Annotated in this window: 10 protein-coding genes; 3 read left to right on the plus strand and 7 right to left on the minus strand. The window is 37.4% G+C overall.

What is annotated here, in order from left to right; genetic code table 11:
- Nucleotides 1-130 precede the first annotated feature (130 nt).
- Complete coding sequence (locus tag A9970_RS17970; RefSeq protein WP_159730488.1) at nucleotides 131-2,269, plus strand: S46 family peptidase; 2,139 nt, start codon at nucleotides 131-133, stop codon at nucleotides 2,267-2,269.
- 118 nt (nucleotides 2,270-2,387) lie between these two features.
- A complete protein-coding gene (locus tag A9970_RS17975) occupies nucleotides 2,388-2,567 on the plus strand; it encodes a histone H1 (protein ID WP_153847224.1) in 180 nt (59 codons plus the stop codon).
- A 59-nt stretch (nucleotides 2,568-2,626) separates the two neighbouring features.
- Here the strand turns inward: A9970_RS17975 and A9970_RS17980 are convergent, their stop codons facing one another.
- From A9970_RS17980 to A9970_RS18010, 7 genes are all read right to left on the minus strand, one after another.
- Complete coding sequence (locus A9970_RS17980) at nucleotides 2,627-3,418, minus strand: GLPGLI family protein (protein WP_182983270.1); 792 nt, start codon at nucleotides 3,416-3,418, stop codon at nucleotides 2,627-2,629.
- 1 nt (nucleotide 3,419) lies between these two features.
- Nucleotides 3,420-6,137, minus strand: a complete 2,718-nt coding sequence (locus A9970_RS17985; protein WP_182983271.1) for an outer membrane beta-barrel protein — start codon at nucleotides 6,135-6,137, stop codon at nucleotides 3,420-3,422.
- Nucleotides 6,138-6,389: 252 nt separating this feature from the next.
- Nucleotides 6,390-7,178: a GLPGLI family protein gene (locus A9970_RS17990; RefSeq protein ID WP_182330084.1), complete on the minus strand. Its 789-nt coding sequence runs from the start codon at nucleotides 7,176-7,178 to the stop codon at nucleotides 6,390-6,392.
- 18 nt (nucleotides 7,179-7,196) lie between these two features.
- The gene (locus A9970_RS17995) at nucleotides 7,197-9,920 is read right to left on the minus strand and encodes an outer membrane beta-barrel protein (protein ID WP_182983272.1); all 2,724 of its coding nucleotides are present in this window, start codon (nucleotides 9,918-9,920) and stop codon (nucleotides 7,197-7,199) included.
- 182 nt (nucleotides 9,921-10,102) lie between these two features.
- A complete protein-coding gene (locus A9970_RS18000; protein ID WP_153845994.1) occupies nucleotides 10,103-10,456 on the minus strand; it encodes a hypothetical protein in 354 nt (117 codons plus the stop codon).
- Entirely contained in the window at nucleotides 10,449-11,000 is a 552-nt protein-coding gene (locus A9970_RS18005) for an RNA polymerase sigma factor (protein WP_159730492.1), read from the minus strand. Before A9970_RS18005 ends, A9970_RS18000 begins: the two co-directional genes overlap by 8 nt.
- Nucleotides 11,001-11,007: 7 nt before the next feature.
- Nucleotides 11,008-11,322 carry a hypothetical protein gene (locus tag A9970_RS18010; RefSeq protein WP_182983274.1) on the minus strand — a complete coding sequence of 105 codons (315 nt, stop codon included), beginning with the start codon at nucleotides 11,320-11,322 and terminating at the stop codon, nucleotides 11,008-11,010.
- Between the two features lie 107 nt (nucleotides 11,323-11,429).
- Here A9970_RS18010 and A9970_RS18015 point away from each other — a divergent pair, with 107 nt between their 5' ends.
- Nucleotides 11,430-12,800 carry a dipeptidase gene (locus tag A9970_RS18015; protein WP_182983275.1) on the plus strand — a complete coding sequence of 457 codons (1,371 nt, stop codon included), beginning with the start codon at nucleotides 11,430-11,432 and terminating at the stop codon, nucleotides 12,798-12,800.
- Nucleotides 12,801-12,838 lie beyond the last annotated feature (38 nt).

Genomic DNA, 12,838 nt, shown 5'->3' on the forward strand with positions numbered 1-12,838 from the left:
AATACGGTACACATTTACTTTCAATTGACATAAAAATTGGTAAAAAGCATATTATAAAGTCTAATATTTTGGTTTTTAAGAGAATTAAAGCATTTTTGTACTGTATAAACAAACTTTTTATCAGGTTGATATGAAAAAATTATGGATGTGTTTGTTGTTCATCACAACAAGCTTTGCTGCATTTGCCGATGAGGGAATGTGGTTTTTAATGTATCTAAAGCGTCTGAATGAGTCAGATATGCAGAAAAAAGGGCTTCGCTTAAGTGCCGAAGAAATCTACAGCATTAACCACTCTAGCTTAAAAGATGCAATCGTACAATTCAATGGTGGCTGTACTGCTGAGATCGTTTCTGATCAAGGCTTGGTATTCACCAACCATCACTGTGGATATGGTGCTATTGCTGAACTTTCTACACCAGAAAATGATCATTTAACAAATGGTTTCTGGGCCAAATCCAAAAATGAAGAGTTAAAACCTAAATCTTTGTCGGTTCGCTTTTTTGTGCGCATGGATGATGTTTCAAAACGAATCTTAGGTTTGGTCAACAACAAAATGGCTGAAGATGAACGAAAAAAAATCATTGCTGCTGAAATTGCCAAAATTCAAAAAGAGAATAGCGAAAATGGTAAATATGTGGTTGAAGTAAAATCGTTCTACCAAGGCAATGAGTACTATTATTTTGTATACCAAGATTACAATGATGTCCGTTTGGTGGGAACACCCCCAAATAGCATTGGAAAATTTGGCGGTGATACGGATAACTGGGAATGGCCACGTCATACGGGAGATTTCTCAATTTTCCGAGTTTACGCTGATAAAAATGGTAATCCAGCAGAGTATGCACAAGAAAATGTCCCTTTGAAACCTAAACATTTCCTACCTGTCAGCTTAAAAGGTGTTCAAGAAGGAGATTTCGCGATGATCTTAGGCTATCCAGGTCGTACCAATCGTTGGATGCCTGCTGGAGGAATCAATCAGAATGTTAAATTCGCTTATCCAGCTTGGGTAGAAGCTTCTAAAACAGGTATGGATGCCATGAAAAAATTCATGGATCAAGACCAAGCTGTAAAATTGAACTACGCTTCAAAATACTCTCAGGTAGCTAACTACTGGAAAAACCGTCAAGGAATGATTGATGCTTTGACATTACATAAAACTGCAGAATCTAAAGCAAAAGACGAAGCTAAATTTGACAAATGGGCAAATAAAGCTGCAAACAAAGCAGAATACGGTGATGTCATCAAAACAATCAACGAATTTTATGCTTCGACAAACGAGAAAGCTAGACATGACAACTATTTAATGGGTATGTTGCGTTCTAGTGCAATTGCAGCTTTACCGAACACAATTGGATCAGGTTTAGAAGTATATACTGCTGGAGATGAAGCAAGAAGAAATGCTATTCTTCCTCGTTTAAAATCTGCCATCGATGCAGGTTATGAAAAAATGTACATGCCGCTTGAAGAGCAAGTATTGATTGACGAATTGAATCTTTATGCTAAAAAAGCAGGAAATATTGCGCCATATATTGCAGAATTGGCTGCTAAAAATAACGGTGACTTTACGGCTTATGTCAAAGAATCTGTGAAGAACAGCATCTTCGCTTCTGCTGAACGTTTGAACAATTACCTGGAGACCCCTAACGCTGAAATTTTAGCCAATGACCCATTGTATAAACTTTCTTCGGCCTTACTTAACAGATACCGTCAAGTAGATCCTAGCTGGAAAACACAAGATGACAAATTTGAAGGTGCTTATCGTAAATATGTCGCTGGGGTATTGGCTTCGAATCCAAAAGGCAAATTCTATCCAGATGCGAACAGTACGTTACGTTTAAGTTACGGTTCGATCAAGGGCCTACCACAAGATCCCCGTAACGATGCAGACAAAAACTTTTACACAACGTTAAAAGGTACTATTGCGAAGTACAAAAAGGGCGACGAAGAGTTTGATTTACCACAACGTTTGATGGATCTGTACAATAATAAGGACTATGGTCGTTATGCAGACAAGAAAGGATATCTACCAGTGAACTTCCTAAGTGACAACGACATAACAGGCGGAAACTCAGGTTCACCCGTAATAAATGGCAACGGTGAATTAATTGGCCTAGCTTTTGATGGTAATATTGAAGCTATGGCTGGTGATGTGATCTTCGACCACAAGCTACAACGTACAATTTCAGTTGATATCCGATATGTATTATTTATCATCGATAAATTTGCAGGAGCAACCAACATTATTGACGAACTTAAGATTGTTGAATAGTTTTTTTTAAGCTTTTTCGATAAAAAAAAACGAAATTTATTTTCTATTTGATTCGTTTTTGTATATTTAAGGAGTGTTTAGGAAAAACCATAAAAACTAAAATTATAATTATAAAAAAATGGAAAACTACGTAAAATTAAAAGAGTTAGTAGCTTCTATCGAAGCTGATGCAGACAAGTTCTTCAACAATGGTAATTCTGCAGCTGGTACACGTGTACGTAAAGGATTACAAGAAATCAAAACCTTAGCACAAGAACTTCGTAACGAAGTTACTTCTAAGAAAAACGACGGAAAATAGTTTTTTCGAAGTTAAACATAAAAAAGGCCTTTCAAATGAAAGGCCTTTTTTGTTGGTTTTTACAGAAATGTACAGGCTATCACCAAATTGTAAATCTTAATACCCAGGTAATCACCGAAAGAGTCCTTCAGTTTATCATAAACCTGCTGCCTGGTCAAGGGTTTATCTTTCTTCTTTAACAAGGTAGCCGATGAAGGGTTTACGGCTCCCAACTCCACCTTCGTTGCAAACATATTGTAATGCAGCTCTGGAACCGCCAAACCAAGAATCATCCCCGGTAGTCCATTAAAGGCCGAAGGACCTCCCGAAACAGGGATTTGATCCGTATAAAAAGCAACGGCATAGATGGAATCCAATACAAGTCCATTGGCCCTACGGCAGGGGTAACCTGCGATTTCACGGTATTCATTCGTGATTTTCCACTTGATCTTTAATGTCGAATCTGCCACGACAACCCGTTCCCCTCCTAACTCAAAGACAGAATTAAATGCTTTACTCTTCAAATTTTGGTAGCCACTTATCCCTGACTCAAAAATCCCAGACCGCATCAGCCCGCTAACAACATCCGAATACTCTTCAGCAATATGCTCATAGAGGACCTCATCATTGGAAAATGTCAGTTTCTTTTTCAACACCTTGTTTTCGGGAATCTGCCCGATCATTTCTTTGATGGAGTTACGTGTATCCTCGTCTTTTGCATATGTTGCATAGCGTTTGAGCAGGTTTTTAAGAAACACGGTTTTGTCATAGGTAATTGTTCCTTGCGTAGGAAAATAAGCATATTGTCCAAAAGCTGTGGCTCCCCAGAAAAAGAACAGCAATAGGACGAGTAAATTTTTGATATCTTTCATTTTATTTCGATTTTACGAGCATTTTATTTATTTCCCAAGTGAGCTTAACCATATAATATCTGCTGATTGTGTTGTATCGGCGTTCGGTCAGTAGTGTCCCGTTTTGACTTCTGTCAAAACCCACATTCTGTTTGAGGAGGTCATTAACCATAAAGGTCAATTCAAGCTTTTCATCTTTTCGGAATTTTTTTGATAATGCGGGACTCAGCACAAATCGTTCAAATTTTTTACTGTACACCGCTGTAGGAGCCTGATAATTGTAACTAAAATCTGCCCGCACAATAAATTTAGCCGGAAGAAAGTACTTTAGGTTTCCCTCAGATGAAAACGTAAATCCCTTACTATCTTCCATTGCACCAATGGAATTGTCTTGTATAAGATAGCCTGGAGACAATTCAATACCAAAGTCCAAGCCTTTGGTTGTCGATCGCTGTAGACTATAATTCATCCCATAACGCTGCACTTTGGCATTCGCCAAAACAGTATTGACATAGTTATAATTGTTGCTGAAAGATACCGATGGACCGCCACCATGTCTCAATTGAATTTTTTTCCATAATTTGCCGTAATACATTGGCCTGATGCTAATTTGATTATTGCTATTATGATTCAAATTTCCCCAAACAAATGTCGTCTTACCCAATGAATCAATCGTTGTATTTTGCACCAAAGCATTGTTTGTACGTGATGCACTTAAAAAGATACCTATAAACTTATCTTCCAATACGGAATACGTTCTAAAGCTTAGATTCAAATTATTGGTGTAGGATGGTTTCAAATTTTCGTTACCTAGATATTCATTCAAAGGGTCCAAATTCGACCGGAGTGGCTGGATCTGATTTAAAGAGGGCAAACCATTGGTACCCTGATATTCTAGATTGATCGATTTATTTTTCTGTATTTCATAATTAACATCAACCACCGGATTATACACAAAAAATGATCGTGAGAGTCTCGAATTCTCCATGCGGTTTAATTGCGACAGATTACTGTTCTCGAACTTATTCGAGACATTGACCACCAGCTTTTCCAGAGGCTTGTAATTAATAGCAAGATTATACGTGTTTTTTGTCGTTTTGTATAAGAAATCATTGCTATACAAACTATCTAGTCTATCAAAACTACCGGTATTCTGATTTTTATCGAAAGACCTAACTGCGTTGTTATTTCTGTTGAAATTCAATCCATATTCGAAAGATAGGATAATCTTTTTTGAAATCGGTTCGGAATAAGCAAATTCACCCCCCGTGGAAAAAGAGCTATTTTTCACAAATTTCTTCTGGTCGAGAGTCGAATCTCTTTCAACATTCCCTAATTTGTAAAATCTAAGTTTAGAAAACAAATCTTGCTCACCATCCTGTTTATTGCCCGATGTAAAATAGTTGAATGATAACGAACGGCCTTTCTTTTTAAAACGTCTTACATAGAGTGCAGAGGCATTATACTGTTCGGATCTAGAATCGTTCTTAAACTTTCGCATGTTATCGTTGATCTTTTGATCAAATTGATTTACAGTAGTTGATTGTGTCTCTGAAGAACTATTATCATGTCTTTTATTTGCACCTGCCCAAACCGTTAAATCCGACATGGAATCGACCTTAAATTCATATTTCAAACCAATATTATGCTTTCTGTTTTCATTTGACGCCAATGTGCTGCTATTGCTAGTCAATATCGTGTCGCGTGCCGCATTGCGCGTGAACACGTTGCGATCCAGATCAACATCGGATCGGATATGCTTATAGTCGATCCGCCAAGCATGTTTTTTGTTAGCGGTTTTATCTGAATATAGAAATCCCGTATTCAAGGACTTAGGAATACCTTCACCATTAAAATTATCGCCTCTATCGTAATCACCCCCCATGCTCGATACCTCCTCATAACTGAGCCCGCTCTTGCCGGTATTACTTGCAATCAAATAAGCCGAAGCTTTAAACGATTGATTAAAATAGTTCAAAAAGCCCTGTCCAGCGTAGAACTTATCACTACCTCCACCGACATCTACTTTCCCGAATATTCCGCGTCTCGCTTCCTCTTTTAGCTTCACGTTGATTGTCTGTGTACGTTCACCGTCATCAATTCCTGTTTTCTCAGCCTTATCAGACTTCTTTTCATAGACCTGAATTTTATCAACCATATCAGAACGAATATTCCGGCTTACTAAAATGGGATCGTCACCAAAGAACTCCTCCCCGTCAACAAGCATTTTCTTCACTGTTTTTCCTTGGGCAGTAATTTTTCCAGAGGCATCGACGGTAATCCCAGGTAAGACTTTCAACAAATCTTCAACTTTGGCGTTTTTTTCCACTTTAAAACTTTCGGCATCATATTCCGTTGTATCGCCCTTGATACTAATAGGCACCCGTCCCATAACAATGACTTCCTCCAGCAAGGTTGTGCTGCTGGTCATTCCAATAGACATGTTATTGTAATGCTGCCCTGGCAAGATCTCCGCGTAATATTCACCGTACTTCGGATAGGTTACAATGATAAAATATTGTCCAGTATCAGGCCGCTCAAGAGAGAACTTACCATTTTCATCCGAACGGGCAAAATTGGTCAAAATGGAATCTTTGGCTGTTAACAACATAATTGTTGCATTATGCAGCTTAAGCTGATCTTTTACATCACTGATTTTTCCTTCAATCCGGGATTGAGCATGAACTATTCCGCAGAAACAGAATAAAATAAGTAAAAGTAGTTGCCCCACTCTTTTCATAATATGGTTTGGATAGTATATAATTATATAAATAATAAAATTCGTGCACAAAACTAATATTTTGTTTCAGTTAATTTAAGTTTATCTCAAAAAAAATACAAGTAATAAAAAGACATTAAAAAACAAAACAAACAACTGGCTAACAATACAATACAAATTAAAAACCATAAAAAAAGCTCTTCTTTTGAAGAGCTTTTTTATCTAAACAGTTAGAAATACACAACATATTGTGTGAACAGCACGCTGTGATTTTTATAAATTGCCAAGTTCCATAATAAATTGAACAGTTTCTTTATTCATGTGTTGAGACAGCACACCTGTAATTTGATCTGTCATGGCCTTTCTTGTCATTCGTTTTACCTTTGTATTCTCAAATTTCTTTTTGTCCATCACAACTGTGTTGCTGAGTTCGACTTTTGTTGCAAAATAGGAAACGTGCTGACTAGGTACGACCAAGCCTAAAATCATTCCCGGAAGACCATTGATGGACTCTGGGCCGCCACTAATAGGAATTTCATTGCAGTAATATCCAATGACATAAATGGAGTCCGGTGTAATACCATTGGCTCTCCTACAATTGTAGCCAGCGATCTCACGGTATTCATCTGTGATTTTCCATTTGATACGTTTCATGGAATCCTGAACGATAATTTTTTCACCTACAATATCATTGTATCTCAAAAAAGATCGGTTAGACATATTTGAAAGTGTTGCTGCATCAAAATCTAGCGCAAGCATCATAATATACTGCTTAATCTCTGCATCCAGGCTCTCGTCTTTTACCGACTCGAACAAAGTCTCCGTGGTATTGAATTTCATTGACTTCTTTAACACGGCACTTTCTGGTAATCTCGGTATTATACGCTCAAAAAACTGTTTTGAGTTATCATCGGCCTTAGCGATGAATTTTTTACTTACGATATTCTTCATATACATCGTCTTATCGTAGGAAATAGTTCCCGATCGACCAAACAACGTATACTGTGCTTTAAGACCTAAGGCTGAACAACAGAAGAAGATAAAAAAGATATATTTTAACATTATATTTCGCTTAATATTTTATAAAAACATTTTTGTAAAATCCCATGATAGTTTAAGCATATAATATCTGCGTATCGTATCATATCGACGTTGCGTAAAGACAGAAGTCGATGCCGAACGACTAAAGCCCTTGTTCTGGTTAAGAACATCGTTGATCATAAAATCCAACACCAACGATTCATTTTTCAGGAATTTCTTGCTTACACCCGGATGCAACAAAAACTGCTCAAACTTCTCATCAAAAGCTTTGGTGGCCGCCTCGTAGGAGTAGGTATAATTGGTATAAACCTTAAATGTTTTGTTGAAAAAATACTCCACACTTCCGTTGGAAGCGAATACAAAACCATTACTGTTGGTATTGCGTTCCAAACTTGATTTCATCAAACGATATTGTGGACTAAAGTTCAGGTCAAAATTTAAACCTGTCTTGGTATCTCTTTTGAAATTATACGTAAAATTAAAGTTCGTCGTATTTACTTTATTCAACTGGTGATTGAACATATTATAATTATCACTCATATTCACATAAAACTGTGGCGAGTTGGAAAGGCCAAGTTTTTTGCTCAGCTTGAAATAAACTCCAGACCATACGTTCAGGGAAGTATTTGTCTTGCCATCAACATTATTCCAAGTATATGTATTAATTCCTTTTAGGGTATCAATATTCTGCGTAATCGGGTTCTTTTCGGTAGAAATATTACCGCCGACATAAACGTAATTCCCGGTCAAAACACGGAACGAATTATAGTTCAGATTTAATGAGTTTCTAAACGATGGTTTTAAGTTTTCATTTCCCAAATAGCGATTAATCTGGTCTGAGTTATCCAAGATCGGTTGGATCTGGCTCAAAGAAGGCAATTGATTTTTGCCGGTATAGTTCATCCATAACCCCTTAGTTTTTGTAAAGGAATAGCCTGCACTTACATTTGGATTATACGTAAAGTAACTTCTTGTAATCCCCTCGCTTGTATAGTTATTGAACTGTTTCAATTTGTCATTATTGAAATTATTAGCCACAGTGAACTTAAATTTTTCAGTTGTATGAACTATAGCCAATTTGTACCTATTGCTGCTTCTATCAAAATCATAGTTATTACTGAAACGACGATCCAATTGAGTATAATTTCCCTCTCCATCAATATTGAAAGACTCCACAATGGAACTACTATTACTCTGCTCAATTCCTGTTCCCACAACAAGGTTCCAAATTTTGGATAAGGGTTCGGTATAGGAAATTGAAGCGCTTAGCACATCACTTGTATTGTTACGTACCTTACTTTGATCTGTAGTTGAATCTGTTTTTAAGCTATAATTTCGCAGGTCGGAATTCAAATGTCCAGTACCTTTCATCTCATTTCTTTTCCATTGACCATCAAATGTAAAAGAACGTCCCTTTTTCTTGAATTTATGCGTAAAATAAGTACTAAAATTGAACTCGTTGATGTTATTTTTCACCAATTCGCGTGTATTCTCAGCAATGGTTGTATCTGATTTTTGGCCAAATTGGTAAGCTTCACGTTTGTTATCTGACCAAAGATTTTTTCTTGATGCCCCACCTCGTATGGTTAAGAGATTTAACGAATCTAATTTCAGGTCATATTTCAGATTGGCACGATGCTGATCATTTTCAGTATCTACATTCTTCACTGATTTGTTATCGATCAAACCGCTCGTAATCGTTTCATCATTTCCATCACTGCTCAATCTTCCATATTTATAGTTAATGTTGACTGTATGTTTATCCTTATCAAATTTATCCGAGAAGTTAACGCCCGAATTTATAGCCTTAGGTACACCGATAACCCCTTGCCCAGAAAAAGGATCTGTAAAATTAGACCAGCTCATCGATCCGTCATCACCATAGGACACACCTGAATCACCACCATACTTTTGTGCATCCTGCCAGTTCATACTCGTGGTACCATTATTACCGAAAAGCCCATAAACTGATATTTTCTGCGATCCCTTAAACTTGTTCAACATCAATTGCCCCATATAGTAGTCGTCGGTTCCACCGCCAAGAAGCGCTTTTCCGAACATGCCATTTTTAGAGCCTTCTTTTAGCTTTACATTGATCGTTTGCTCACGCTGACCGTCATCCACTCCTGTTCGCTCTGCCTGCTCAGATTTTTTCTCATAAACCTGAACTTTATCCACCATATCCGATCGGATATTTCGTGTCACCAGTGTCGGATCATCACCGAAAAATTCCTCACCGTCTACCAATACTTTTTTGACTGTTTTACCTTGTGCAGTAATCTTTCCAGATGCATCAACCGTGATGCCAGGCAAAGCTTTCAACAGGTCTTCAACCTTGGCATTCTTCTCAACTTTAAAACTGCCGGCATCATATTCTGTGGTATCACCTTTAATTGTGATTGGGATGCGTCCAGTAACGATGACTTCTTGTAATAATGTGGCTGTATTTGTTAGACCAATAGCCAATTTGGAGTAATCCACACCAGATTGAATCTCCGTATAAAAATCGCCATACTTGGGATAACTCACAATCAGCACGTAAGCTCCTGTATCGGGCTTGGCTAAGGAAAACAGACCATTTTCGTCAGATCTCGTAAAGCCTGTTAATATGGAATCTTTAGCGGTCAACAGCATAACTGTTGCGTCTGATAACTTTAGTTGGTCCTTTACATCACTTATTTTTCCAGCAATCTTGGATTGCCCCGAAGCCAAACCAGGAATAGCAAAAATGAAAAATAAGAGAATTTGTAAAACTCTTTTCATAAAATTGTTGGATAGTAAATTAATATCAATATAACATTAGTAGATAAAGCCAATGTTTTGTTACAGTAAATTTAATTTTATTTCTAAAAAAACGGATTTTGGTTCATAATTCCCCATTCGAGCAAAATAAGAGGTCCTTTTACAGAAGCTCAGATTCGATGTTTTCATACAAAAGATCTTCACTATGCTTGATAGTCCCTCTTCTGTTGCATATTGATCAAACGCCACAACTGAAGACAGAAAAAGCATATCAAAACAGCAAAAGATAACTGGCCACCAATCGCACTATAATTTTTAAGATCCGGGGCTATGTCTGCAACTTGAATTTTGGCCATCAGATAATTATTGAACATCATGCCACAAACAGTCCCAAGAAGAAAAAATGTAATCGCATACTTTTTATTTGACAGGGCTTTCTCTTTATCTTTCTCGAGCGCAGCGATACCGTTCATGATACGTTGTTCAAAATCGTCAAATGGCATTTCTATTTTACTCATTTGCATAACTTTTTTGAATTTTTCCTGTTCCTTATCCATAATACTCCGCTTTTTTAATTAACTGACTTAAAATGATCTGCATATTTTTACGGGCCCGGTGCAAGATCACTTTTGTATTCGCTAATGTCCAGCCCATAATTTCTTTAATTTCATCCATCGACTGTTCTTCGAGATAGAACAACCGTAATGCAACAGACTCGCGAGCGGGCAAAATAGTGAGTGCATCGTTGATCATTTCTTTTCTTTCGTGATCGATTATCTCATCCAATACGGAATCTTCATGCGACATGTCATGGTGGGATAGATCAAAATTGACCAACTCCAGTTTCTTATGACGAATGGCATTAAAAGCAACATGTACAACAATTCGGTAAAACCAGGTACTAAATTTCGATTTCCCTTTAAAGGAAGACAGCGATTGATAGCATTTTATAAATGCATCCTGAACGACATCTTCTGCCAAATGCTCTTCCTTTACAATAGAAAGAGCGACAGAAAATGCCATATCCCTATACGTTTTTATAAAATAACGATAGGATTCCACATCGCCTGATAGAACTTTTCGAATATAGATTTCATCCATTGGCGGGTTAAATATCGCTTTTTTTATCCAATCGGTTAGCAATTATCATTGCAACACCCGCAGAAATAATCAAAATTGAGACGGCAAGTGAATCTGGCAAATCAGTATTCATGTAGTTGTCCAAAATTCCCACAATGAATAATCCTATTCCTATACCAAGCACCAAAATCCCAGGCTTTTGCCAATCTAGTGACTCTCTTTTCTTATTTTCACCCGGAATCTGTACAGCCATACTCCGATACCGCATAATAAAATAAACACACAAGGTGATACATGTAAATAGTCCGATTCCTAAAATGGCTCCTACTGATTGCTTTTCCATAATTATTTGAATTAGTTTTTACATTAGTCACAGCCATTCCTGAAAAGGTTACAACAAATTGAGTTAAATGTCTCGATTTGTGTAAATTTGTTTCAAACACAAACAATATGCAAAACATTAAAGAATATGTAGAAGCAAACAAGCAACGTTTTTTGGATGAGTTGTTTGATTTATTGCGTTTACCATCAGTAAGTGCCGATCTTAAATTTAAAGGAGATGTTGAAAAGACTGCTGAATTTGTTGCTCAGAAATTGCGTGAAGCCGGAGCCGACAATGTAGAAGTTTGTCCTACCGCTGGTAATCCAATCGTTTATGGAGAAAAAATTATCGATCCGGCACTTCCTACAGTGTTGACATATGGTCATTACGACGTACAACCTGCTGATCCATACGAATTGTGGGAGACCCCTCCTTTCGAACCGACGGTCCGTGATGGCAAAATTTATGCACGTGGTTCTGCCGATGATAAAGGTCAGTTTTATATGCATGTAAAAGCCTTCGAATACATGATTAAAAATGATGCATTAGCATGCAACATCAAATTTATGATTGAGGGTGAAGAGGAAGTGGGCTCAGTCAATTTGGGTACATTTGTTAAAGAAAATACTGAAAGACTGAAAGCTGATGTTATTGTTATTTCTGACACATCGATGATCAGCATGGCTCAACCATCGTTAGAAACTGGCTTACGTGGACTTTCTTATGTTGAAGTTGAAGTTACGGGGCCTAATAGAGATTTACACTCCGGCGTATATGGTGGAGCAGTAGCCAATCCGGCGACGATATTAGCAAAACTGATTGCATCATTACATGACGAAAACAATCATATCGCTATCCCTGGATTTTATGATGATGTTGTCGAATTGACTGCTGAAGAACGTAAAGCATTAAATGAAGCACCTTTTGATATTGAAGAATACAAAACAGACCTGGGCATCCAGAATATCTGGGGAGAAAAAGGATTCACGACATTAGAACGCACCGGTATTCGCCCAACATTGGAAGTAAATGGTATATGGGGTGGTTATATCGGTGAAGGTGCCAAAACGGTATTACCTTCAAAAGCGAATGCAAAAATTTCAATGCGTCTTGTACCAAACCAAAACTCTCACCGTATTACAGAGCTTTTCAAAAAACATTTTGAATCTATTGCACCAGATTATGTGAAAGTAGAAGTTAAACCTCATCATGGTGGTGAACCTGTCGTCACACCGACCGACAGTGTTGCTTACAAAGCAGCAGAAAAAGCCCTCCATGACACCTTTGGTGTTAAGCCTATCCCAACGCGTGGTGGTGGTTCAATCCCAATCGTCGCTCTTTTTGAAGAAGTATTGGGTTTAAAGACTGTACTTCTAGGCTTCGGTCTGGACAGTGACAACCTACACTCTCCAAATGAAAAGTATGGTATTGAGAATTACCTCATGGGAATATCAACAATTCCTTTATTTCATAAATATTACGCGGAACTAAGCAAATAATTTAGTTTTTCATTAGATAAAGGGTTATTTTTAAATTT

The organism is Sphingobacterium sp. UME9 (assembly GCF_014170215.1).
GTDB lineage: Bacteria > Bacteroidota > Bacteroidia > Sphingobacteriales > Sphingobacteriaceae > Sphingobacterium > Sphingobacterium paramultivorum.

Excerpts from the sequence above, each read along its gene's own strand:
- A9970_RS17980 (WP_182983270.1), bottom strand. The coding sequence starts at position 3,418 with ATGAAAGATATCAAAAATTTACTCGTCCTATTGCTGTTCTTTTTCTGG.
- A9970_RS17990 (WP_182330084.1), bottom strand. The coding sequence starts at position 7,178 with ATGTTAAAATATATCTTTTTTATCTTCTTCTGTTGTTCAGCCTTAGGT.
- A9970_RS17970 (WP_159730488.1), top strand. The coding sequence starts at position 131 with ATGAAAAAATTATGGATGTGTTTGTTGTTCATCACAACAAGCTTTGCT.
- A9970_RS18010 (WP_182983274.1), bottom strand. The coding sequence starts at position 11,322 with ATGGAAAAGCAATCAGTAGGAGCCATTTTAGGAATCGGACTATTTACA.
- A9970_RS18000 (WP_153845994.1), bottom strand. The coding sequence starts at position 10,456 with ATGGATAAGGAACAGGAAAAATTCAAAAAAGTTATGCAAATGAGTAAA.
- A9970_RS18015 (WP_182983275.1), top strand. The coding sequence starts at position 11,430 with ATGCAAAACATTAAAGAATATGTAGAAGCAAACAAGCAACGTTTTTTG.
- A9970_RS18005 (WP_159730492.1), bottom strand. The coding sequence starts at position 11,000 with ATGGATGAAATCTATATTCGAAAAGTTCTATCAGGCGATGTGGAATCC.
- A9970_RS17995 (WP_182983272.1), bottom strand. The coding sequence starts at position 9,920 with ATGAAAAGAGTTTTACAAATTCTCTTATTTTTCATTTTTGCTATTCCT.
- A9970_RS17985 (WP_182983271.1), bottom strand. The coding sequence starts at position 6,137 with ATGAAAAGAGTGGGGCAACTACTTTTACTTATTTTATTCTGTTTCTGC.
- A9970_RS17975 (WP_153847224.1), top strand. The coding sequence starts at position 2,388 with ATGGAAAACTACGTAAAATTAAAAGAGTTAGTAGCTTCTATCGAAGCT.